Genomic DNA, 23,574 nt, shown 5'->3' with positions numbered 1-23,574 from the left:
ACCGCTGACCAGGCGCCGTCCAAGACGGTCCGAACAGGGAGTCGCGGTGATCTTGCCCCGAGCTGTGTGCCACCGGTGGACTGAGCGCTACCGCGCCGTCAGCCGGCCCACGGGGCGGGCGCTGTCGTGAACTCGACGCCCGCCCCGTGGTGGCCACTCGCGCAGGCCACCGCAACCCCGTACCCGCAGCAGAGATCACCCGTCGGGTCGGACGGTCACCACGTCATTGCTCATAGGCGCTCGATCCAGACGTTGCGGAATCTCGGGTTCTCGCCGGGATCACCGTGGTCCTGCAAGCGGATCGGGCCCTGCGCCGGAGTCTCCGGCTGGCCTGCCCCGGTGGGACCCTCGATCGCCACGTCGTCGTGCACCAGCTCGCCGTTCCACCACAGGCTCACGCGGGCATCGGCGATCTTGTCGCCGTCACTGTCGAAGCGTGCGGCCTGGAACTCGATGTCGTAGGTCTGCCACGTGCCCATCTCGGTCGCCGCGTTGACGTCCGGCACCTTCTGCAGGTAGATCGCGCCCGCATCGTTCGTCGCGGGCGGATCGATGCCGAAGGACTCGAGCACCTGGATCTCGTAGCGCTCCTGGATGTAGACCCCGCTGTTGCCTCGGGCCTGCCCGGTCACCTCCGGCGGGTACTGCGGCTGGAACCACTCGGCATGCATCCGGAAGTCGCCGAACTTCTCCTTGGTGCGGATGTCGCCGCCGAAGGACTCCATCGAGCCGTCCGCCACCGGCCACGTCGCCGGGCCGCCTGCCGTCGCCTCCCAGGCGTCCAGGTCCGTCCCGTCGAACAGGGTGATCCGCTCGGAGGGCGTGACGGTGAGCTTGTCGAAGTTCACGTGGCCCTCGTCGTCCTCATCGTGGACGAACGCGATCGTGTTCCCGCCTTCCCGCAACGGCACCGACTCGACATGGGTCGCCCACTGGTTCCAGGCGCCCGTGTGGGCGAGCCAGACCTGCTTGTGCTTCTCGCCGTTGACGTACATGCTGATCGACTTGGTCGTGGGATTCGGATGGTCGACGTTCAGCCCGTTCGCGTACCGCAGGGCGAGGTCGTGGCTGCCCTCCTCGTCGGCCCGGACGGCGAACGTGGTGCTGGCGCCCGGCTCCCACATGCGGTCGACGAACCCGGAGCCCGAGTAGCCTGCGTGCTCGGTGTTGTAGCCCGCGCCGCCCGCCAGCGCGGCGGACTCCGCCTCGTACTCCGGCGGGGCCGTCGTGCCGTCCGGCAGCGTGTTGAGGGTGTACCAGGCCTCCGTGCTCCACAGCTCCTCGCCGGACTCCGCGGCGAACGGGCGCGGCGAGTGCACGTGCACCACGCGACCCGGCAGCAGGCCGTCCACCGACAAGGTCACGGTCCTGCCGTCCTCCGACAGCGTCGCCGAGGTCGCCGCCAGGGTCTCCTCGTCCACCTTCGGGCCGCCGTACTGCGGCGCGGCCACATACCGGAACTGTTCGATGTCGTACTTGGACGCCAGGTCCTGCGCGGTCTCCTCGGACAGCGGCTGGGTGTACTCGATCTCGAAACCGCCGTCGACCGCCCGCATCGCGAGCATGTCGAAGGCCTCGTCGCCGGACAGGGTCAGCTTCTGCAGGCCGTGCCGCAGCTTGCCCGCCTGACCCCAGTTGCCCTCCGAACCGATGCCGCCGGTGTAGATCGCACCGTCCGGGCCCAGGCTGATGCGGCTGGTGCCCGCCTCCAGGCCCTGCGTCATGCGGAAGACCGCGCCCTGGTATTCGCCGCCGATCTCCTCCAGGTAGGCCCGTTGCAGGCCGCCGTAGGTGACGTCACCGAAGATCATCTGCCCCTCGAACACACCGTCGGGCACGATCAGGGGGTTGGTCGGCGAGTTCGAGATCTCGCCGTGCGGCAGCCAGAGCACCGGGTCGCTCACCGGCTGGTCGTCGTACGGGCCGTCGGGATTCATGTGGTGGTTGAAGAAGCGGTCCTGCTTGATGTGCAGCAGCTTCGACGTGGGCAGATAGTCACCCTGGTTGTCGGTGATGAAGAGATCGCCCTCCGGGCCGAAGCCGAGACCGTTGGGGGTGCGCAGCCCGCCCGCGAGATAGGTCACCTCACCGGTGTCCTTGTGAACCTTGAGTGCGGTGCCTCGATTCTCCACGGGCTGCGGGTCGGCGGTGGCACCGCCGGGGACCATCGCGATGCCGAGGCTGACGTAGAAGTGATCGTCCTCGTACAGCAGACCGAAGGCGAACTCATGGTAGTTGCCACCGAACGGCCAGGTCGCGACCGTGCGGTACTCGTCGGTCACCTCGTCGCCGTCGTGGTCGATGAGCGCGGTCAAGCCGTTCTTCTCCGACACGTAGATCGTGCCGTCGACGTACTTGATGCCCATCGGCTCCTGAAGATCCTCTGCGATCTTCTTGTAGGTCACCTGGGACGGATCGGTCTCGCCGACGACGTTGTCGACCAGGTACACCTCGCCGCGCACACTGTCGCGCGAGCCGCCCCACGTGGCGATGGCCATCCGGTCGTCCGGCAGCCAGTCGATCCCGCTGACCTGCGGTTCGAATCCCTCGGGACGTAGGTTGTGGAGGGTGTAGTTCGGGTGCACCTCGGTCAGGGGCAGGCCGTCGCCGGGCGACTCGTCGACCCCCTCGCACTCCTTGCGTCCGGGGGAGGTGACGCGCGTGACGTCGGCGTCGGTGCTCAGCACCGAGTTGGGCACCAGCGTGAAGTCGTTCGCACCGGGCGGCCGCCACTCCAGTAACAGGCGCTGGTCGAAGTCGCCGTCGAAGTGGTCGATGTGCAGGGCCTGGTAGCCCTCGGTCAGGTCGATCGACCCGTCCTTCGGCGTCGCGCCGTGCCTGCCGCCGTGGTCGATGACCTCGGTGCCGTCCAGGATCAGCCTGGCGCCGTCGTCGCTGGTGAGCCGGAAGTCGTAGGTGCCTGCGGTGTCGATGTTCAGGTAGCCGGTGACCTCGGTGACGAACCGGTCAGCGATGCCGAAGTCCTCAATGGTCGTCCAGTCGATCGTCGGCATGAGCTTGTCGATGTTGGGTGTCTGGAAGGGTTTGAGGGTGCAGTAGTCCTCCAAGGGGACCTGCACGTCGAAGACGCGCATCGTCACCCCCGGTTCCTGCGGCGGAATGTCGGGCTGTGCCATGGTCGGGGCTGGGAACCCGACCATCAGCACCACGGCGAGCAGGGCGACGGGCAGCCGCATGGGCCTTCCTCCTCGGGCAGGGCGCGGCCCACGCTCCGCTGCGCAACGACCGCGTTGCACACAGCTAAGGGCGACTTTCGTATCTATGTCAACGAAAGTCCGAAGCAAATTTGCGAAAGCGGCCCGAGCCTGCACGTCCGCATCGCTGCGCCGAGGCGGATGTCGTCCGCTTGCAGCACATCGCCGACGTCGGCGGCCGAAGCACCGTCACCCCGGCCGCGTGGCCGAGCCCGAGAGGCCGCCCGCAGCATCGATGACGGACTCGGGGGTCACTCGCGATGCGCGGCGGACGGACTCGCGAGGACGCCGCCGAGTGCCAGCTCCAACAGTCGACGAGCGCTGCCGGGATCGCCTTCGGCGGCCAGCGAGATCGCATTGGTCAGGACGATGAGTTCACGCGGCGTCACCTCAGTGCGCAGCACGCCCGCCGCCATCGCGTTCGAGACCAGACTCGCCGTCGCGTGATTCATCAGGCCGTGACAGCTGTTCTCCTCGGGAGCCTCGCCGTCGGGCCCGGAGAACAGCGCCGTCGAGAGTCCGCGCGTGGTCGTGGTGTAAATCGTCAGCTCGTCGAGCCAGGTGGTAAGCGCTTCGCGAGGGGCGACGGTGTCGACGAGCTCGCCCGCTCGACGGCTGAGCCGTTCCACGCCCTCGTGGAACACCGCGTTGAGCAGGGCGTGCCGCGAGGGGAAGTGGCGGTGCAGGGTGGCCGAGCCGACGCCCGCGCGGCGGGCGATCTCCTCAAGAGAGGCCTGCGCCCCGTCCCGCTCGATGACCGCCGCGGCCGCCTCGATCAGTCGTCTGCGATTGCGTCTGCTGTCCGCCCGACGCGCCGGAGGAGCCTCGTTCACCGTCGCCAACCAGCCTTCCCCGACTCAAACGGAGGGACGCCCCATATTAGCCTGGACAAAACGGGGTGGCACCCCATATCGTGGCGATCACGAAACGGGGTACCACCCCGTTTTCTTCGTGCTACGGGAGGTCGACGTGTCAGATTCATCGTTCGTGCTGGTCACCGGGGCGACCGGTCAACAGGGCGGCGCGGCCGCCAGGGCGCTGCTCCAGGCGGGACAGCAGGTGCACGCCCTCGTCCGCGATCCCGCCGCACCGAAGGCGCGGGCACTCGCCGATTCCGGCGCCATTCTCACGACCGGCGACCTGACGGACCCGGCCTCACTGCTGTCGGCGCTGGACGGAGCCCGAGGCGTGTTCTCGGTGCAGGTGCCCGACTTCACCGATCCACTCGGCGACCGGGAGGTCCGGCACGCCCGCAACCTGGCCGAGGCGGCCGCGCAGGCCGGCGTCGAGCAGATCGTGCACACCTCGGTATCCGGAACAGGAACCAGGGAACCCTTCGACGTCGAGCGATGGGGCGCCTTCGTGCGGCATTACTGGGGCAGCAAGGCTTCGGCGGAGCAGGCGGTACGCAACGCGGCGCTCCGCCACACGACCATCCTGCGGCCGGGCACGTTCATGGAGAACTTCGTCTACCCGTCGTTCTACTACCCAGAGGGCAGGCCGGACCGTCTGCTGCTCGCCTTCGATCCCGAGGTGCCGCTGCCCTTCGTCGCCGTCGCGGACATCGGTAACGCCGCCGCGACCGCGTTCACCGAGCCTGAGCGGTTCGACGGCGTGGAGCTGGAACTGGCGGGCGAGCTGCTGAGCCCCCGGACGGCGGCTGCGATCCTCTCCGACGTCCTCGGCAGGCCCGTCACCCTGTCTGCCGACCCGGCGGAGGCGGCCGAGGGCCTGCCCGACGAACTCGTCCGGTCGCAGCAGTACACCAGCGAGGTAGGCGTGCCTGCACATCCCGACCTCGCTCGTGCCCTCGGACTCTCGACGACGTCCTTCGCGGACTGGGCGAAAGCCGCCTTCTGATCGAAGAAGCCCGCGGGCAGCATTCCCCGAGTGCGGACTGCGGCGCAGCGGATCGCCCGGCGCGGCGGCCGGGGAGAAGGCGCGCCGGGCGCAGTCCGGGGTGTGCGGGCGACGCCTGGCCAGAACGGCAGGATCTCGTGCCTGCCGACGGCAGCCCAGGAGACTTCAGGACATCGGCGACAGTCGGTGCATCTCGATGAGCCCCACTCGCCCATCGCGGACTCGAGCCTGCGACCCCGCAGTCCGACAGTCCTGCCATCGCACCTCGTCCGGCCAGGCGAGAAGAAGGCGCAGCAGGCCTCAGCGACGGCAACCCGCCGGGCGTCGGAGCAGGTTTGTCACCGGCCGCCACCGCCGGACCAGCGCCTCGCCCGGCTGCACATTCTCCGACTTGAGTACCGGGCGCCGGACCAGCCGCCGAGCCGGTTCGCCACGCGCCAGGCACGCGATCCGCATTCCGCGGGCGGAGACGGCTTCCGCGCGGGTGCGCGGGGGGCAGGCCGGGCCGATTCCGGACCTGCCCTGGACTGTGACGTAGCTCGCAATCAATTGAGTGTGCCGCAAGGGCACGGTTTCTCCTGTTCTTCACCGGCCGGGCGCACCAGGCGATTCGCGCGGGCAGGCGCCGAGTCAGTTCCCTCGCGGCTTCGATCCGACGGTTGAGAACCCGCACCGAGACAGCCGACGGCGACCGCCACTGCTCCAGACGCCCCGCACCACGACGACGGAAAATGGAGGCTCTGTGTACGACACGATCATCGTCGGCGCCGGATCTGCGGGGGCGGCAGTCGCGTCCCGACTGACGGAGGACGATCACCGACGCGTACTGGTGCTCGAGGCGGGCCCGGACTACCGCTCCGCCGAGACGTCCGCCGAGCTGCAGAGCATCGAACCCGGCAAGATCAAGGTGGCGCTGCAGCTGGCGGCGACCCACACCTTCCCGAATCTGCAGGCCACCAGGTCGGCGACACAGCCCCCGATTCCGTATGTCCGGGGGCGCGGCGTGGGCGGCAGCTCCGCCATCAACGGGCTGTTCGCGATCCGGGCGACCGTGGAGGACTTCGACGGCTGGGCGGCGAACGGCTGCACCGGCTGGGGCTACGACGACGTCCTGCCGCTGCTGAACCAGATGGAGAACGATCGGGACTTCGGCGGCGAGGAGTACCACGGCGCCGAGGGGCCGACCCCGATCCGCAGGCCGCGCCGCGAGGACTTCGCCACGGTCGAGTCGGCCGTCGATCAGGCCACCCAGCGGATGGGCCACCCGTGGGCGCCGGATCACAACGCGCCGGGTTCGACCGGCGTGTCCCCGTACGCGTTCAACAGCTTCGACGTGCGACGGGTCTCGACCAACGACGCCTACCTCGAACCGGCCCGCGAGCGCCCCGGCCTCCATGTGGTGGGCAACGCCCTGGTCGACCGGATCATCTTCGCGGGCCGCCGCGCCGTCGGGGTGCGGGCGATCGTCGACGGCGAGGTCACCGAGTTCCGCGCGGCCGAGATCGTCGTGTCGGCGGGTGCCGTCCACTCGCCCGCGATCCTGCAGCGCTCCGGCATCGGCCCCGCCGCGGACCTTCGACGGCTGGGCATCGAACCCCTCGCGGACCTCCCCGTCGGACACGGTCTCCAAGACCATCCGGGGATGGTCATGACCCTCGGCCTGCACGAGCCGCCGGACTACGGCGGCCACCCGGAACGCGGTCAGCTCTGCCTGCGCTTCACCACTGGGATCGGCGACGAGGTCAACGACGCCATGGTGGCCACGCCGGGCGCCCTGGGCATCGGCGTCCCGGTCGCCGGGCTCATCGGCTGGGGAAACCGGGTCACCTCGACCGGTCGAGTCCTGCTCGCCGCCACCGACCCGACCATCGACCCGACGGTCGACTTCAACATGCTGTCCGACCCCGACGACCTGCGGCGGTTCCGCGCCGTGATCGACGAGATGCGGGCGATCGCCGAGCAGCCGGAGCTGCGGAAGATCACCGCCGTCATGGGCTTCGGCGCGGAGATGACTCCGCTGGCGGCGACGATGTCGGACCGTGACTTCGCCGAGTTCGCCCTCGCCAACGTCACCGACACCGTGCACGCGAGCGGCTCCTGCCGGATGGGCGACCCGAACGATCCGGGGGTCGTCGTCGACCCGGCAGGGCGAGTGCTCGGCATCGACGGGCTGCGTGTCGCCGATGCCAGCGTGTTCCCGTGGGTGACGCGAGCGAACACCAATCTGACCGCGATCCTCGTCGGCGAGAAGATCGCCGCCTCGATGCGTGATGGGAACGGCGCCTGATCGAGTCCGCGGCCTGCACCATCCGTGAGTTGATCGGCGACACGTGTGAGCGGCCGACGCCGTCGCGAGGGCCGTCGCCACGCTCTCGGGCGCACTGGCGCGTTGCGGATGCAGCGACTCCCCGGAATCCGGATCAGTCAGGACCGGCGGCAGGCTCTCCGTCGGAATCCGTGCGGGTTCGATGATCGAGGAGGCCCTGGGCAGCGCGAATCCGGCGGCCGCAGCGGGTTCGGGTGCCGAGCTGGGCACCGACCTCGCGCGGATGACGGCGTCCATCCCGGTGGACCGACTGGTCGCCTTCTCCGGCGGCGAGCTGGACAGGACGGGATTGCAACGGCTGCTCGACGCGGCGAACGCGCAGCGGAGGGCAGGGCGGCGCCAAGGGCTGCTCACGCCCGTCAGGAACGCGGGGGCCGTCAGGAAGCCGGTTCCCCCGCCTCCGGTACGGCCTTCGAAGGCGATCCGCAGGGCCGACGCCACCGTTCGGCGGATTCCGTCAGACAGCGCCCTGGGCGGATGGCCGAGGTGGTCGGGTGAACGACGACTGAGGGCGGCGCGCGCCAGCGCGGCAGAGACGCTGCGATCGGTTCGCGCACCGCCCTTCTGCTGCTGGGCGACGACGCGCACCGCATCGGCTGCACGCAGAAAGCCCCCGCCCACAGGACAGAAAGTTTCGACTCCTGTATCGGACCACCTGCCACCGTCTTCGGTCGCGACCGCCGCCAGCCGCCGACCTCGACACCGCGACGACCTTCTCGGAACAGCCGCTAATCCACGAGGCCTAACGCACATTGGCCGAAGTGGCCGCAGGCGATTCGCGCATCTGCCCACTCGAGGAAGTAAATCGACGAAGGCCCGGATTGCCCGTTGACAGTTTCCATCATTTTCCCGAAACTTTAGGAGTCGTTTATGGGGTGAGTGAGCACCCGTCACCGACGCCCCATCGGTCTGCTCAAAGGAGAGCACCATGATCAGAACGAGACGAAGGATGGGACCGGTGGCCGCCACGGCGTTGGCGGCGGCAATGCTGATGCTGGTCGGAATGCTGACCGCGATGACCGGAACCGGCGGCGCCCTCGCGGCCGGTGAGGCACGCAACGCGGCCGAGGAGGCCCATTCGCCACAGCCCATGCAGGCAGGCACGCTGTGGGAGGCGGCGCAGCGGACCGGTCGCTACTTCGGTACGGCGGTGGCGGCGAACAAGCTCTCGGACTCGACCTACGTCGGCATCCTGAACCGCGAATTCAACTCGGTCACGGCCGAGAACGAGATGAAGATCGATGCCCTGGAACCGCAGCAGGGTCAGTTCAACTACGGCAACGCCGACCGGATCGTCAACCACGCGATCCAGCAGGGCATGGATATTCGCGGGCACACGTTGGCGTGGCACTCCCAGCAGCCGCAGTGGATGCAGAACATGAGCGGCAGCGCGCTGCGTCAGGCGATGCTGAACCACGTCACGCAGGTGGCGACCCACTACCGGGGCAGAATCCACTCGTGGGACGTGGTGAACGAGGCCTTCGCCGACGGCTCCTCGGGCGCACGTCGTGACTCCAACCTCCAGCGCACCGGCAACGACTGGATCGAGGCCGCGTTCCGCGCTGCGCGGGCGGCCGATCCGGGCGCCAAGCTCTGCTACAACGACTACAACACCGACGACTGGTCGCACGCCAAGACCCAGGCCGTCTACCGCATGGTGCAGGACTTCAAGTCCCGAGGCGTCCCGATCGACTGCGTCGGCTTCCAGGCGCACTTCAACAGCGCCAGCCCGGTGCCGAGCAACTACCACACCACCTTGCAGAACTTCGCCGACCTCGGCGTCGACGTCCAGATCACCGAACTGGACATCGAGGGCTCCGGCAGCAGCCAGGCCGACAACTACCGGGGCGTGACCCAGGCGTGCCTGGCGGTCGCCCGCTGCACCGGCATCACCGTGTGGGGCATCCGCGACAGCGACTCCTGGCGTGCCTCGGGCACCCCGCTGCTGTTCGACAACTCCGGTGGCAAGAAGGCCGCCTACCACGCCGTTCTGGAGGTGCTCAACGGCGGCCAGGCGCCGCCCACCGACCCGCCCACCGATCCGCCGACCGACCCGCCCGGCCCTGGTGGCTGCACCACGACCTATGCCGATGGTCAGCAGTGGGGCGACCGGTTCAACGGCCAGGTGACCGTCTCCGGAACCAACAACTGGATCGTCACCGTCACGGTGAACAGCCCGCAGCAGGTCATCGCCACCTGGAACACCAACGCCTCCTGGGACTCCAGCGGCAATGTGATGACTGCGCGTCCCAACGGCAACGGCAACGTGTTCGGCTTCACCATCCGGCACGGGGGCAACTGGAACCGACCCAGCGTGACCTGCCGCACCGGCTGACCATCCGACCCGCCTCGGTGATCCGGGCGCGTGCCGGGCGTGCCCGGACCATCCGACGGCGTCCGGGGTCTGGTGGCGAGGCGACAGGCTTCGCCACCAGACCCCGCTGCGCTAGCCGATCCCCGGCCGCTGGCGCTTCACACCTCCCCGCCGGGCCCGAGATCTGAGTCCAGGTCCCTCGACCATCGCGGCCGCAGCAGGTCGGGGGTTCGGCCTCGGCACAGACCAGGCCGTGGCCCGTCGCCGTGGCCGCGAACGGGCAGCAGGCGACCACGACCGCGCCGATCGGCAGGCACAGATCGGATCGCGGATCAGCCTGCGCAGGCCCACCGCGAGGGTGAACACCCTGGGACTGCTCCATCCCGCGCCGCAGCACGCGTCGGCGGATGGGCCCTCGACGGCGCCTCGCCACCGTGTGCGTCACCGAAGTGACTGCGCTCCGATGACGGACAGCACCTGCAACTTCTCATAGCTCTCGCTGCCGGGAACAGCGGTGTAGACGAGCAGGGAGTGCACCTGGCCGGGATCGACCAGGATCTGGCAGGTCAGTTCCAAGGCGCCGACCTCGGGGTGGATGAAGTACTTGGACTCGTGCGGGCGTATCCCCACTTCGTGGTCGTCCCACACCCGTCGGAACTCCTCGCTCTGGGCCAAGAGCAGTTCGGCGAGGTGCGCAGCCCGAGAGCCGGGGCCGCGAAGGGTGACGATCTTCCGTAGTCCGGAGGCGTACATCCGGGTCAGGAACGGATGTTCTTCCGGCGCGTGAATCTCTCGCGAGGCGGGATCGGTGAACCACCGGTATCCCTTGCTGCGGGCGGGTCCGGTGTAGCGCGTGGTGTCCCCGGTCAGTGCGACGCTCATCGGGGTCTGCCGCAGGGTCTCCCCGAGCTCGGTGACGATCTCCGCCGGGGTGTCGTTCAGGCGATCGAGCACCCGCAGCAGACCAGGGCTGATGTGCTCGCTGAGCGTGCCCCTGGTAGGCGGGTTGTGCCCGGCGAGGTGGAACAGGTGGTCCCGTTCGTCGAGTGACAGGTGCATCCCCTGGGCGATCGAGGTGAGCATCTGATGCGACGGCTGCGGTCCGCGTTCCCGTTCGAGTCGGGAGTAGTAGTCGACCGACATATGACACAACGAGGCGACCTCCTCACGCCGCAGTCCGCTGGTCCTACGACGCGGCCCGCGCGGCAGGCCGACGTCTTCGGGTTGCAGCGCTTCACGGCGGTGGCGAAGGAACTGCGCCAGCCCGGTGCGGTCGATCAACACGCTCCTCCTTCTGGGGTCCTGCTCGTTTCTACCGCTGGCGAGCACAGCAGGCCACGGCCCGCCGATCCCCCCTTCCCGAGCGAGGCGTGACCTGGCGAGCCTCGGATCGGGAGGCCGTGGTTACCACGCCGCCGTCGCCCCAGGATCGATGACGTGATCCGAGGACGAGAGCAGCGAGCGGGACCGAGCCCGCGGAGAGGCCCGGTTCGACACGCGGGGTCGCCAGACGATGGCACCGCGGTACGCGTCGTCGGGTGCGAATGTGGTGCTCGACCACCCCCCCAGACCAGCACAGACCAGCACGAGGCAGGCGACGCGATGCCGTGATCACCGACGCTCGCGCCGGGGACGCCTGCGCCGAGATGTCCGCCCGGCGGCGGCGGGAGTCGCGGCGAGATCCGGGCGACACACGTACCGCACCGACGACCGCGACACAGCCCGTGCCGAAAGAAGGAGCAGAAGAATGTCACGTCAGCCCATCGACGTCACCGTGCCGAACCTGTCCGGAAAGCGCGCGATCGTCACCGGCGCGAGTGACGGGATGGGCCTGGGAATCGCCACCCGACTGGCCGAGGCAGGCGCGGAGGTGATCATGCCGGTGCGCAACACTCGCAAGGGCGCGAATGCGATCGCGACGATTCACCAGAGCATCCCGAAGGCGAAGCTCTCGCTGCGCAGTCTCGATCTGTCCTCGCTGGAGTCGGTCGCGGCGCTCGGCGAGACGCTCCGTGCGGAGGGGCAGCCCGTCCACCTCCTCGTCAACAACGCGGGCGTGATGACCCCGCCGAGCAGGCAGACCACGACCGACGGGTTCGAACTCCAGTTCGGCACCAACCACCTCGGTCACTTCGCCCTCGTCGGCCACCTCCTCCCGTTGCTGCGCGCCGGTCGTGCCCGCGTGACCTCGCAGATCAGCATCGCGGCCCGTAGCGGCGCCATCAACTGGGACGACCTGAACTGGGAGCGCGGCTACCACGGGCAGCGCGCCTACAGCCAGTCCAAGATCGCATTCGGCCTGTTCGGCCTCGAGCTGGACCGGCGCAGCAAGGCCCACGGGTGGGACATCACCAGCAACCTCTCCCATCCCGGAGTGGCCCCCACCAGTCTGCTCGCCGCTCGGCCGGAACTCGGCCGCAGCCAGGACACGGCTGCGGTCCGGCTGATCCGCGCACTCTCGGCCCGCCGCATCCTGCTGGGCACCGTCGAGACCGCGAAGCTGCCCGCCCTCCTGGCCGCAACCGGCCCCGACGCCAAGGCAGGCACGCTCTACGGCCCGCGAGGCCTCGGGAACCTCGGCGGCCCGCCCTCGGAACAACAGCTGTACCGCCCGCTGCGCAGCGCCGACGACGCGGCACGCATCTGGGAGGTCTCCGAGCAGCTCACCACGACCACGTTCCCCGTCGTCTGACCGTGCTCGCCTGACGCGCCGATCGAGAGGCCTGTCGAATTTGCCGTCCCCCTCTCCCCCGGGGCCCCTGGTGAGTGGTCCTCAGCGGTGGCGTGGCCGCCGTCGGCCCGCCACGGGATGGCGAGTGCTGTGACACCCGAGGCGCCTCCACGACGGCGGTCCGAGTGTCGCCGAGGCTGATCGACACGCGATTCGGCAGGCCGTCCGAAGGTGGGCAGGCGGCCTCGACGTCCGAAAGTGCCGGGGCAGGGGCGCACCCGCGCCTGCCCGCGAACGAAACCGATCACGCCTCGGCGCCTCGATCGGGGGCGAGCTTGGCGATGTCGGCGGCGTAGACGGTCATCCAGTGCGGGTGCAGCCGGTAGTAGACGATGCCCTCGTCCCAGTCGAAGAAGTCGTCGCCGTAGAAGCCCTTGAGATAGGCGAGAAGATCGGGCCAGTCCTCGGCAGGCTGGCCGTTCCTGGGGTTGAGAACCTCCACCACGCCGTGGGTGAACACCCCCAGGTCCTCACCACGCAGGTGTGCGGCGCTGACGGCGGGACGGGCCGCCAGATGACGGGCCTTGGCAGCGTCTACCGCCGTGCCGAAGTGCCACTTCCCGTGCAGGAAGTGGCCGTCGACGCCACTGATCCTCGGCTCGCCCTTCGCCGTCACCGTGGACAGCGCCAGCGTGCACATCCCGGTGAGGACCCCGGTGAGCTGCTCCGCACTCAGAGTGCTCTCGGCGTTGATGATCGAGCGCAGGTGCGGGGTCGAGCGGAGCAGCGAGGCGTCCAGGAGCGCCTGCAGTTCGGTGAGGTCCTCGGGGGTCTCTCGCATGGAAGCACCCTCGTTCATCCGTAGGTCTCGGCCCACCTCGAGTGTCGGGGCCGACTGACGGAGCCAGTCTGAAGCGGAAACCTGACACCTGCTGTCAGGTTGCGACCCGCCTTCGGTCGGGCCGGTCGGAACACGGCAGCCCCGCCCGCGAACAACCGCGGATCTCCTCCGACGAGACGCCGCCCGCCGTGGTGACGCCGGCTCGCCGGTCACCGTCCTCGCCGCTCCGGGACCGGTGGTCGACAGCGACGCAACTCACCGGTCGGTGTACGTCAGCGACTCGGCGAAGCTTCCTCGAACAGCATCGGCTTCGTGGCGCCTGCCCTGGTCACTGCTCGGCGTCGCGGACCAGGAGTGCGATCTGCACCCGGTTGTCGACCGCAAGCTTGGCGAAGATGTTGCCGGTGTGCGCTTTGACGGTCGCGATGCTGATGTGCAGCCGTTGGGCGATCTCCGGGTTGCCCAGCCCGTCCGCGATGGCCCGAGCGGTATCGAGTTCGCGCTCGGTCAGGGTGGACAGCCGTTTTCGGGCGGCGTCGCGGGCCGGACTGCGAGCCTCGGCGGAGTGCGGCCCGGTGGCTGCGGCGATCACCCGTGCCGTGGCCGCCGGGGACAGCGCGGGGTTGCCGTCCGCGACGGTCCGCACCGCCTCGGCGATCCGCGACGGCGGGGTGTCCTTGAGGACGAACCCGAGCGCTCCGGCGCGCAGTGCGCCGAGCACCAGGTCGTCGGAGTCGAAGGTCGTCAGCATGAGCACCCCCGGCGGCGCGGGCCGGGTGAGCAGCTCCCGCGTCGCACTGAGGCCGTCCCGGCCGGGCATCCGCACGTCCATCAGCACGACGTCCGGCCGCTGCTCGTCCACCACGGTGATCGCGGCATCCCCGTCGGCCGCCTCTCCGACGACGGTCAGGTCCGGTTCACCGTCGAGGACGAGCCGCAGCGCCATCCGCACCAGTTGGTCGTCGTCGACGATGACGACTCGAACCGGCTCCCGCTCGTTATCCACTCGTGCTCTCTTCTCGTGATGACGGCCTGGGCCAGGGCAGCCGCGCGGTGAGGAGATATCCGCCGTCGGGTGTCGCGTGGTGGTCGAGTTCTCCGCCCGCGAGAGTGATTCGTTCGGTGAGGCCGAGAAGGCCGAATCCCGACGTCGGCGATCGGCCGATCTCCTGGGTGGCCCGCGAATTGCGGACGCTGATGTGGAGTTCGTCTCCTGCCGTTCCGTCCAGGGTGATGCGTACGCGTGCGCCGGGGGCGTGCTTGGCGGCGTTGGTCAATCCTTCTTGGACTATTCGGTAGCAGTTTCGTCCGACGGCATCGGGTGGTGTCGCGGTCACGGTGGTGGTGAGCGTGACGTCCAGTCCGGAGGTGCGGGCGTCGGCGACCAGCTCGGGGAGCCGCTCAAGGGAGGGTTGTGGCGGTTCCGGGGCACCCGGGTCAGCCCTGAGCACCCCGAGGACGTCGCGTAGTTCCTCCAGCGCCTGATGCGAGCCCTCGGCGATGCCGCGGATCAGCACGCCGTTCTCCTCGGCGGTGAGATCGCTGCGGTGGTCCAGCACGCCCGCCTGCATGGCGACCAGCGAGATCCGGTGCGCGAGCACGTCGTGCATCTCTCGCGCGATCCGGTTCCGTTCCAGAGCCCGTGCCTGCGCCGCTCGTGCGGTCTGTTCCCGTTCCGCGCTCTCCGCGCGTTCTCGCAAGGACTGCACTTCGACCCGCCGGGCGCCGATGGCCACGCCGATGGCCACCGCGATGCCCGCACTCAGTAACGGGAGTGCGAGTTGCAGCCAGATCGCGCTAGGCACGGCCCGGATCGGGTAGAGCCCGAGAGCGAACTGCGACGCGGTCACGTAGGCCAGCACGACGATCCCGATCTCGACCGGACGGCGACGAGCGGAGATCGAGCACAGCGCCAGCAGCGCGGCACCGGTGGCGAGTGCCGACGCGGTCGAGGCGATGGCGACCGTCGTGGCGACGGCGAGCGGAAACCGCCGCCGCCACAGCAGCACCGTCAGGCAGCCAAGAGCGACCAGCGGATCAACGGTGGCGAACCAGGAACACGTGTCGGCCGCGCATCCCGGCGGCAGCTGCGCACCGATGGCGAGCCAGAAGGGAATGCCCAGTGCCGCAGCCGCCACCAGCCGCCAGGCCTGCTGCCACCCCCCGAGTCGTGGCGCGACGTCCGTCTTCACCTGGTCATTATCGCGACGCCTCCCTGCCGACGCAGTAGACCGAGGGCTGGGGCGTCCTCGACTCTGGTCGAATCACCGCCTCGACTCTCGTCGAAGACCATTCGAGCCGCCGGTCCGATGTGCGGGCAGCGTCGGACGGCCAGACTCGTTCCGGTACCCGAACAACCAGAAACGAGATCGAGAACGCGACAGCAAGGGCGGCTGTCCACCTGTTGGCGTGGCCGGAACGGTGCTCAAGGGCGCCGGGTCCGCAAAGTCGACCAGCCCCACTGTGCGTTCTCGTCGGGAGTGTGAAACAGATGGATCGTCAACGGAGCGTCGGGCGAGGTGTGATCCTGGCGGCCGTACTCGGGCTCACCGGGACAGTGCTCGGAATGCCTGCCGCGGCCGCCGGACCGGGCGACGAGCCTGCTCCACCGGTGGAATGGGGCGAGTGTCCCGAGGATGTTCCCGACGACCTGGCGCAGTTGCAGTGCGCCACCGTGCCGGTGCCCCTGGACTACAGCGACCCCGACGGTGAGCAGATCGAGATCATGATCTCTCGCCTGGCCAGTAAGAACCCGGACAAGCGGCGCGGCGTGCTGCTGCTGAACCCCGGTGGTCCGGGCGGGACCGGGTTGGATCAGCCCAACTTCCTGAGCACCCAGGGCATGCCTGCCAGCGTCCTGGACAGCTACGACCTGATCGGCATGGACACCAGGGGCGTCGGACACTCGACTCCGGTGAGCTGCGGCTTCGCAGGCGATCAGGAGTACGCAGGCAACATCCCGCCGTACGCGGTGGACGACGCCGGGGTCGCCGATCAGGCGGCGATCGCCCAGGGCGTCGCCGAGCAGTGCGCCGCGAACGACGACGAAGGACGACTGCGACACCTGTCGACGGCGAACATCGCCCGCGACCTGGACCGGATCCGCGCCGCACTCGGTGAGGAGAAGGCCAGCTTCCTGGGGTACTCCTACGGGACCGCGCTGGGCGCCGCCTATGCCTCGATGTTCCCCGAACGCGCCGACCGGATCGTGCTCGACAGCAACATCGGCGACACCCACCTCGACCACGACGGCATGCGCCGGTACGGCCAGGGCATGGAGGAGACGTTCCCCGACTTCGAGAAGTGGGCCGCCGCCCGGCACGACGCCTACGGCCTGGGCAGCACGCCCGAGGAGGTCCGCGAGACCTACTTCACCCTCGCCGAGCGACTCGACGAGGCCCCCGTGGAGGGGATCAACGGCCAGGTCTTCCGGCTGGCCACCTTCGCGACGCTCTACCGGGAGGCGTCGTATGGCGGGATGGCGCAGTACTGGCAGTCGCTGCTGCACTCCGAGGCGCCGGTGAGCAACGCGCAGACGAACCCGGTGGCGCCCTCGCCGCATGACAACAGCTGGTCGGTCTTCCTCGCGGTGACCTGCAACGACGTCGAATGGCCCGAGGACGTCGAGACCTACGAACGAGCCGTCGCCGAGGACCGCGAGCAGTACCCGCTCTTCGGCGCGGCCGCCGCCAACATCACGCCGTGCGCGTACTGGCAGGAGCCCCTCGAGCCGCCGGTGGCAGTCGACGACGACGGCCCGACCAACGTCCTGATCGTGCAGAACCAGCGCGACCCGGTCACTCCGCTGCGCGGCGGCGAACTCCTCGACGAGAAGTTCGGCGACCGATCCCGACTCGTCAGCGTCGACGGAAGCGGCCACGGCGTCTACGTCCTCGGCGACAACCCCTGCGCACTCAACGTCACCACGAAATACCTCGTCGACGGCACGATGCCCGAGAAGAACCTGACCTGCGACGCGGCCTGAACCGCAGGCGACGAGACGAGTCACGACGCTCCCATCGCGGGGGTGGGGCGGCCATGGCCGCCCCACCCCCGCAGTGCGCGGTTCTCCCGAAGTCGACCATCGCCGATGTCACGGTCCGTCCCGTCTCGATCGGTGGGTCGAATCGGCGCGACGTCACAGGCATGGCCAGGATGCTCAGTACTCAGCGGGCCGCCGCTTGACTTGCAGGCGGCGTCAACCTAGGTTGACTGCCATGGAGGGCGTCCGCACCGCTACTGCGATAGGCGCGGAAGCAATGTCGTGTGTGAGGCACATTCGCATGCCCGCCGGGCCGTGTCGCCGGACCGATCAACCGGAGACAGGCGTCGTGGGACGAGCACGGCGACCGGACCGACCTGAACCGGGGCCGCCGCTGCGTTCAGCGCGTCCGGGCAGCGGTCCACGAGAAGCCCTGCGGAACGGCCATCCGATGAGAGTTCGACTGGGGAGAGACGGGGTCCGATGACGACTGTATGGGCGAAGAATTTCCACGACGTTCCTCGACTGATCGAGCTGGGCGGCGACGCCCTGTGCGTCCGGATCAGAGGCAAGGGGCCGACCGTGGTGCTGGAGGCCGCAGGCAGCGGCCAGGGCGTCGGCGGCGCCTGGGGGCCGGTCGTCGAGGAGCGGCTGGCCGAGGTCGCCACGGTCGTCACCTACGACCGCCGGGGCGTCGGACGATCCGCCGGGACACCACGACGCACCATCACGGCGATGGCGGACGACCTGCACGAGCTGCTCCGTGCCCTGGAGATCGAGCCTGCGATCGTCGTCAGCTGGTCCTACGGGAGTCTCGTCTCGGCAGTACACGCCGTACGGCATCCAGGGGACGTGGCAGGTCTGGTGTTCGTCGACCCCACGCCGACCACTCCGCCGCCCACTCCGCAGGCCGTGCGGGTTCCACTGCAACACCTCGCGGTCGCGCAGCTTCGCGTCATGGGATGGGCGTCCGCGCACGGGTTCTTCGATACTCGGCCCGGAATGCGGATGAGCGCCCGGCTCGCAGGCCCCGAGGCGACGAACGAGATGATCGAACAGACGACCGGTTTCTACCGAACGCCGCAGGCGATTCGCGAACTGGCCGACACCCTCTCCCGGATGGACTCGCATCTCACCGAGGTGGCTGGGATCCTCGGCGGCTCAGACGCCCACTTCCCTCCGGTCCCGACGACCGTCATCTCCGCAGGTCGCCGCCCGGAGCGGATGCCGGACGCCCACCGCGCCCACGTCGACGGCAGCCACAGCCTGCTGGCAGCGCTGGCGCCAGGAGGTCGCGTCGTCGTCGCCGAGCACGCCACCCACCAGGTCCCCTACGAGGATCCCGACACCGTCGTTCGCCACGTGATCGAGTCGATGACCGGCTCCCCGTGATTCGACAGACCGCCGATTCGACGCGGAACTGTTCCATCGGCCGGTGGCGGCACGTCCGCGCGGACCACTCGCCAGCACCGCGCACCCGCACCTCCGCTGCGGCGCGCTCCCGAGGCGCTCCTTCCCCTGCGGATCGGACCGCCTGCGATCTGCTCGCCTTACCGAGGCCGTCCGGGCTGTGCTCCAGAACGACCTGAGACGACGGCGGTGCGGCAGCATCCGAATCCACTCGGCCACGGTGTGGCTGCATCCCGCGTGCCAGTGCAAGCCCCGGACAGCAGCAGCCGGCCGGCTGCCGTGCTCATGAGCAGTCAGCCCTTCCGGCGGAGGCAGTGGGCCGAGGCAGGGCGCGGAAGACCAGCATTGATAAGGTCTGCTCCTCGCGCGCCGTGATGTGGAGGCATCCTGTGGTCACCTATGCTGCCCTTCTCCTGCCCTCGGCGAACCGCGTATACGCCCGGTCGGCGATCGATCTCATGGTCGCCGAACTGAAGGTACTGAACCAGGCCGTACTCGCCGGAAGGCTGCAGTCGATCGAGCACCGGACGATCGGCGGAATCGGCTACGTCACGTTTTCCACCGAATCGCCGCTGACCGAGGACGAATCCGACCTGTTGTCGAATCTGTCGACCGTCTACGCGCTCTTCCGGCGGGAGGGGGAACTCCTCGCGCCCGTACCGCTGAATCCGCTACAGGAATACGACGACGATCTGCTCACCATCCTCAAGTATTCGGGCAAGACCAACCAGGAGTTCACCAAGCTGCTGCTCAATGTCACCCTCTGGAGCTCGGCGTTCGGGGACCGGATGCGCTCGCGGCGCTTCTCCGTGCTGGACCCGCTGTGCGGGCGCGGCACGACGCTGAACCAGGCGTTGATGTACGGGTACGACGCGACCGGCGTGGACATCGACAAGAGCGACTTCGACGCCTACTCGGCGTTCATCCGAACCTATCTGAAGAACAAGAGGCTCAAGCACAGCGCCGAGATCGCGCGGCTGCGCCGCGACGGCAAGGTGCTCGGCAAGCAGCTCACCGTCACGATGGCGCCGGACAAGAGTCGGTACAAGGAAGGCGACGTCCAGCACCTCAGCGTCTGCAACCTGGATACGACGGAGGGCCGCAAGGCGTTCCGGGCCCAGTCGTTCGACCTGCTGGTGACCGACCTGCCCTATGGCGTTCAGCACGGCAGCCACAGCCGTCAGGACGGCCTGCGGCGCGGGCCGCTGGCCCTGCTGGACGCCGCGCTGCCTTCCTGGCTCGAGCTGATGCGCCCGGGCGGCGCGCTCGGAATCTCCTGGAACACCAACGTCGCGGGCCGGGACGACGTTCTCGAGGTGTTGCGGGCCGCCGGGCTGGAGCCGCTCGACAGCGAGATCCACCGGGGCTTCGTACACCGCGTCGATCAGGCGATCGTCCGCGACATCATGGTGGCGCGCATCCCGGTATAGCGCGGGGACCGCGGTCGATCGCCATCCCGCCGACGGGACACGAAACCTGTACTCAGCTGGTGATCCGAGGCAGCCGCCTTCCCCGCCCGACCTATCCCGAAGATTCCATTCATGTCGCCTGTCCCGTCATCCGAGTACGACGTCCGCCATTCCTGCCTGCTGTGCGGCGGCCCGTTGAGGACGATTCCCGACCGTGCCCTCAACAACTACGGGGAAGTTTCGTTCGCCCCAGGAACATCCATCCGCCCGAGACCCGATTCGCGATGGAACCGACCCGCTGCACCGGCGCGGAGCAGTCATACGGACTTCTTCGGCTGCGGCCCTCGACGATGTCGCCGCCGTGTCCTCGCCGACCGGAATTCCGTGGGACAAGTCCATAATCCCGGAACCGGGAGAACGGTCCGCGTATCCGAGGTCCATCGGCTCGCCGCGGAGCAGATGGGTCCACCGCCGATCTTCATACGGTCGTCGGTTCCCGAATCGCCCAACCCCATGGCCGATATGAGCCGCACGCGGGGGCTGAGCCGGCACCCGAGCATCGACCTGACCGAGGGCATCCGGGGCTGTGTCGTCGAAGAACGCCGAGTCCTGGCGATCGAGGCGTCCGGGTGGTTCGTCGTGGCGCGGCGTGAGTGCTACCGCCCACTGTCGTCACGGCTGCGCGACTGCGCCCGCGCATCCCTGAGCCTGCGCCCTCCGTGCCGAGCGTGCAGTGATCCAGAGGTGCGACCGGCCGCCGCGATCGTGTCGGAAGGGCAGAGAACACTGCCTGGCGGGGACGATAAATCGGGTAGGGGCCGCTCCAGGACATCGAACGCCCCGGATCACGCTCCGCACGATCGGAGCCGCCGATCCCTGCGAGACAGCGCCGTACCTGCGAGAACACCTCGACACGGCGGCACGCGGCGTCTCCCCCGCACCCCGCTGCGCCTGCCGATCGCGCTCGGACGCGGATCGGCGTCGGCCTCCTCGGCGGCGGGCCTGCGGCGGGCGTCGCGGGAGAATGGGATCGTGATCAGCCGCCTCCCCACCGAGACCACTTCGGCGTCCGCCGGATCCGCGCACACCGGCGAGAGCCAGGACTACGCCACGCGATCGTACGAGGAGGCCCTGGCGCTACGGCCTTCACTCGACGCCGGACTCGCCGCCGCCTTCGGTGCGATCCCGCGTGCGGACGACGTGCGCGTCACCGTTGATTCGGTACCGGCCGAGGACGGACACTCCGTCGAACTCCGCTGGCATGAGCGCCAGGACACCCCCATCCCCGGTTCGGCGGTGGTCTACGTGCACGGCGGATCGATGGTCGCGGGCAGGCTCGACGACTACGAGCAGCTGGTGAACCACTACGTGCACCGCACGGGCGTCCCGTTCTTGTCCGTCGGCTACCGCCTCGCACCGGAGCACCAGGGAACCCTCCCCGCCGCCGACACCTTCGCCGGGGTCCGCTGGCTGTTCGAGAACGCGGAACGGTTAGGCGTGGATGCGGCGCGGATCGCCGTCATGGGCGACAGCGCGGGCGGGGGCATCGGTGCGGGCGCAGTGCTCCTCGCGAGGGACCACGGCCTACGCCCGGCGGCACAGATCCTGATCTACCCGACGCTCGACGACCGCACCGTGACGCCGGACCCGACCCTCACCGAGCACGTCGTCTGGTCCTACGAGGGCAACCGCACCGCCTGGACCGCCCTGCTCGGGACCGCACGCGGCACCGACGCGGTACCGGCGGCAGCGGCCCCGGCACGCACGACGGACTTCTCCGGGCTGCCGCCGACCTACCTCGAGGTCGGGCAGCTCGACATCCTGCGAGACGAGACCCTCGACTACGCCCGCAGGCTCTACCAGGCAGCCGTGCCCTGCGAACTCCACGTGCGCCCCTCGGCCGTACACGGCTTCGACTGGATCGACCCGGCCACCGAGATCGCCCAGCAGGCGATGCGAGACCGCATCCGGATGATCAACTCCTTGTGACCGCGCTTCGGAGGCGACGATCGACACTGTGCACCCCGTCGTCATCCGGCCGGCATGAGCAGCCGCACGGCAATCGACCGTCCGCGCCTGAGATGAGCGTCGAGGGCGTCCGAAGATGTCGGAGCGGTGCGGCTCGTCGGCGCTGGGCAGTGCCGCAGCAGCCCTGACGGGCCGCCTCGGCCTGCCCGGCGTCGTCCTGCAACGCAACCACAGCAGGCCCGGGAGCGACGTCACCTGCGCGTGGTCCGGAGGCTCGCACCCGCCGGAGAACACGCCAAGCGAGAAACGCCCGCGTCGTCCGCGGACATTGCTCGCTGACAAGACTGTGGAGGTCAGGGGACCTAGCGTTCACGCAGGATCAGCTGGCCGGCCGTGATCGTCTCGGCGGAGTCGCCCAGGTTTCATGAGAGTGCCCTCGAACATCAGCCGACGTTCGTCGGCTGCGATCCGGCACACCCGCTGCGTCTGCGCTGGTTTGCGCACCTGCGCGATCGTGCCATGCGCTGCCGGAACTGCCCGGTCGTCACGACAAGCCCGGCGAGGCCGGATGGAACAGCCGGAGCCTGCGGACGCGGTCCCGATCCAGGTCCAGCAGCCAACACGCCCGGGCGGGACAGCCGGCCACACCTGGGGGATTGAGCACGTCGATCTGCCAGACGAGCACGTCACGGCCGGCGACCGCGGTGACCAGCCGCTGCCGGATGCCTGAGTCCACGCTCTTTGCCATGACGTCGGCAACCCCGCGGATGCCGTGGACCTGGCGCCCGTCGGTCCAGCTCGCGGTGGCGTCGGGATGCCAGCGGTCCCGCAGCACCGAGGCGAATTCGCCTGCGTTGCCCGAGGCGATGGTGTACTCGGCCTCGTGCCTGCGGGCACGGGCGAACGCGCTCGCGTCGTCCGGGAACGTGTGCTCGGTCGCACTCAGCTCCCGGAGCAGCACGGTGCGGGCCTGGTTGAGCCGGCTGCGCACGGTCCCCATGGGAACGCCGCAGGCCAGCGCCACATCCTGATAGGACCGGGCAGCGGTGAAGTACCGCAGGAACGTCACTTCCTGTAGCGGTGGCGAGAGCCGCTGGATGGCATGCCAGACCCAGTCCCGTGCTGCGGCGCGGTCCAGGGCCTGGTGTGGATCGGTGGACACTGAAGGCGGCTCGTCGAGGGCAACGGGGGAAGGCGAGCGCAGCCGCATCCGGCAGCCGTTGCGGACGATGGTCCGCAACCACGGTCCGAGGGCAGCGGGATTGCGCAGATCGGCGAGACGGCTCATGGCGGTCAGCGCGGCGTCCTGCACAGCGTCCTCGGCCTCGACCGGATCCCCGAGCACGGCGATCGCGACTGCGGTCATGCCAGCGCGATGCCGGGTGAACAACGCACCGAAGCTGGTGCTGTCACCTGCCAAGGCGAGCGCCACCAGCTCTTCATCCGGCGTCACAACCGCGAGTATGCCAGGGCTCGGCAGGCAGGCAGGCAGTCGCGGGTCCGGATGGCGGGTGATCCGGCGGGAACAAGTGCGTGCCCGACCGTTTTTCTTTCCGTCTCGTCGAACTTTTCTGGTCC

The 23,574-nt window shown here is 69.2% G+C and carries 15 protein-coding genes; 8 read left to right on the top strand and 7 right to left on the bottom strand.

Annotation, left to right across the window (positions count from 1 at the left end; all coding sequences use genetic code 11):
- Positions 1-230 precede the first annotated feature (230 nt).
- Together UA75_RS05390 and UA75_RS05385 are read right to left on the bottom strand one after the other, a co-directional pair.
- A complete protein-coding gene (locus tag UA75_RS05390; protein ID WP_075739311.1) occupies positions 231-3,197 on the bottom strand; it encodes a family 16 glycoside hydrolase in 2,967 nt (988 codons plus the stop codon).
- A 269-nt stretch (positions 3,198-3,466) separates the two neighbouring features.
- Complete coding sequence (locus UA75_RS05385) at positions 3,467-4,048, bottom strand: TetR/AcrR family transcriptional regulator (protein ID WP_157434003.1); 582 nt, start codon at positions 4,046-4,048, stop codon at positions 3,467-3,469.
- 136 nt (positions 4,049-4,184) lie between these two features.
- Here UA75_RS05385 and UA75_RS05380 point away from each other — a divergent pair, with 136 nt between their 5' ends.
- The 3 genes from UA75_RS05380 to UA75_RS05370 all read left to right on the top strand — a co-directional run bounded on the left by UA75_RS05380 (position 4,185) and on the right by UA75_RS05370 (position 9,736).
- Positions 4,185-5,075, top strand: coding sequence for an NmrA/HSCARG family protein (locus tag UA75_RS05380; RefSeq protein WP_075743441.1), 891 nt, complete (start codon positions 4,185-4,187; stop codon positions 5,073-5,075).
- 742 nt (positions 5,076-5,817) lie between these two features.
- Positions 5,818-7,362, top strand: a complete 1,545-nt coding sequence (locus tag UA75_RS05375; protein WP_198044227.1) for a GMC family oxidoreductase — start codon at positions 5,818-5,820, stop codon at positions 7,360-7,362.
- Positions 7,363-8,329: 967 nt separating this feature from the next.
- Positions 8,330-9,736 (top strand): endo-1,4-beta-xylanase, encoded by a 1,407-nt coding sequence (locus tag UA75_RS05370; RefSeq protein ID WP_272482003.1) that lies wholly within the window; start codon positions 8,330-8,332, stop codon positions 9,734-9,736.
- Positions 9,737-10,156: 420 nt separating this feature from the next.
- Here the strand turns inward: UA75_RS05370 and UA75_RS05365 are convergent, their stop codons facing one another.
- A complete protein-coding gene (locus tag UA75_RS05365) occupies positions 10,157-10,996 on the bottom strand; it encodes a helix-turn-helix transcriptional regulator (protein WP_075743439.1) in 840 nt (279 codons plus the stop codon).
- A gap of 466 nt (positions 10,997-11,462) precedes the next feature.
- Here UA75_RS05365 and UA75_RS05360 point away from each other — a divergent pair, with 466 nt between their 5' ends.
- Positions 11,463-12,407 (top strand): SDR family oxidoreductase, encoded by a 945-nt coding sequence (locus tag UA75_RS05360; protein ID WP_075739309.1) that lies wholly within the window; start codon positions 11,463-11,465, stop codon positions 12,405-12,407.
- A 283-nt stretch (positions 12,408-12,690) separates the two neighbouring features.
- On the opposite strand, the gene UA75_RS05355 is transcribed toward UA75_RS05360, so the two are convergent.
- From UA75_RS05355 to UA75_RS05345, 3 genes are all read right to left on the bottom strand, one after another.
- Positions 12,691-13,227 (bottom strand): pyridoxamine 5'-phosphate oxidase family protein, encoded by a 537-nt coding sequence (locus tag UA75_RS05355; RefSeq protein ID WP_075743438.1) that lies wholly within the window; start codon positions 13,225-13,227, stop codon positions 12,691-12,693.
- 328 nt (positions 13,228-13,555) lie between these two features.
- Positions 13,556-14,233 carry a response regulator transcription factor gene (locus tag UA75_RS05350; protein WP_075739308.1) on the bottom strand — a complete coding sequence of 226 codons (678 nt, stop codon included), beginning with the start codon at positions 14,231-14,233 and terminating at the stop codon, positions 13,556-13,558.
- Positions 14,226-15,419 carry a sensor histidine kinase gene (locus UA75_RS05345; RefSeq protein WP_075739307.1) on the bottom strand — a complete coding sequence of 398 codons (1,194 nt, stop codon included), beginning with the start codon at positions 15,417-15,419 and terminating at the stop codon, positions 14,226-14,228. Before UA75_RS05345 ends, UA75_RS05350 begins: the two co-directional genes overlap by 8 nt.
- A 299-nt stretch (positions 15,420-15,718) precedes the next feature.
- Here UA75_RS05345 and UA75_RS05340 point away from each other — a divergent pair, with 299 nt between their 5' ends.
- The 4 genes from UA75_RS05340 (at position 15,719) to UA75_RS33710 (ending at position 22,017) form a co-directional block, all read left to right on the top strand.
- Positions 15,719-17,212 carry an alpha/beta hydrolase gene (locus UA75_RS05340; RefSeq protein WP_075743437.1) on the top strand — a complete coding sequence of 498 codons (1,494 nt, stop codon included), beginning with the start codon at positions 15,719-15,721 and terminating at the stop codon, positions 17,210-17,212.
- A gap of 480 nt (positions 17,213-17,692) precedes the next feature.
- Positions 17,693-18,601 (top strand): alpha/beta fold hydrolase, encoded by a 909-nt coding sequence (locus UA75_RS05335; RefSeq protein ID WP_075739306.1) that lies wholly within the window; start codon positions 17,693-17,695, stop codon positions 18,599-18,601.
- Positions 18,602-19,008: 407 nt separating this feature from the next.
- A complete protein-coding gene (locus UA75_RS05330; RefSeq protein WP_075743436.1) occupies positions 19,009-20,049 on the top strand; it encodes a TRM11 family SAM-dependent methyltransferase in 1,041 nt (346 codons plus the stop codon).
- 1,011 nt (positions 20,050-21,060) lie between these two features.
- Entirely contained in the window at positions 21,061-22,017 is a 957-nt protein-coding gene (locus tag UA75_RS33710; protein WP_198044226.1) for an alpha/beta hydrolase, read from the top strand.
- Between the two features lie 523 nt (positions 22,018-22,540).
- Here the strand turns inward: UA75_RS33710 and UA75_RS05320 are convergent.
- Positions 22,541-23,449: an RNA polymerase sigma factor gene (locus UA75_RS05320; protein WP_198044225.1), complete on the bottom strand. Its 909-nt coding sequence runs from the start codon at positions 23,447-23,449 to the stop codon at positions 22,541-22,543.
- Positions 23,450-23,574: the final 125 nt, after the last annotated feature.

This window comes from Actinoalloteichus sp. GBA129-24 (genome assembly GCF_001941645.1).
Lineage (GTDB): Bacteria > Actinomycetota > Actinomycetes > Mycobacteriales > Pseudonocardiaceae > Actinoalloteichus_A > Actinoalloteichus_A fjordicus.
The sequence above is the reverse complement of the archived record's forward strand: the minus strand, read 5'-3'. Positions and strand labels throughout refer to the sequence as shown.